The organism is Peribacillus sp. SIMBA_075 (assembly GCF_046534585.1).
Genome location: NZ_JAWRYN010000594.1, coordinates 1 through 272 on the forward strand (window position 1 = coordinate 1; position 272 = coordinate 272).

1 protein-coding gene is annotated in these 272 nt (G+C 47.1%); it reads left to right on the plus strand.

The annotated features are described in order from the left end of the window. Positions 1-272: ABC transporter permease subunit (locus SB775_RS29535; RefSeq protein ID WP_410864792.1), on the plus strand; the 272-nt coding region annotated here is incomplete at both ends.

The window sequence follows — 272 nt, forward strand, 5'->3', positions numbered from 1 at the left end:
CAAGATTTTGGTTGGATACATCTCGTCCCTATCCTAAAAGGAGCGTGGCTGACGATCCAGCTTTGTTTCTTCTCATTACTGATAGGTGGTGCGATCGGGGGCATCGTTGGCCTCGGAGCCTCATCCAAAAACAAGCTGGCAAACGCACTTTCATCCCTATACATCAGACTGGTCAGGGGAGTTCCCCTTTTGATGATCATCTTTTTGATTTACTTTGCGCTCCCGATGCTCCATATCGGCATTAACTTTTCCAAAGGCTTTTCCGCTGTTAT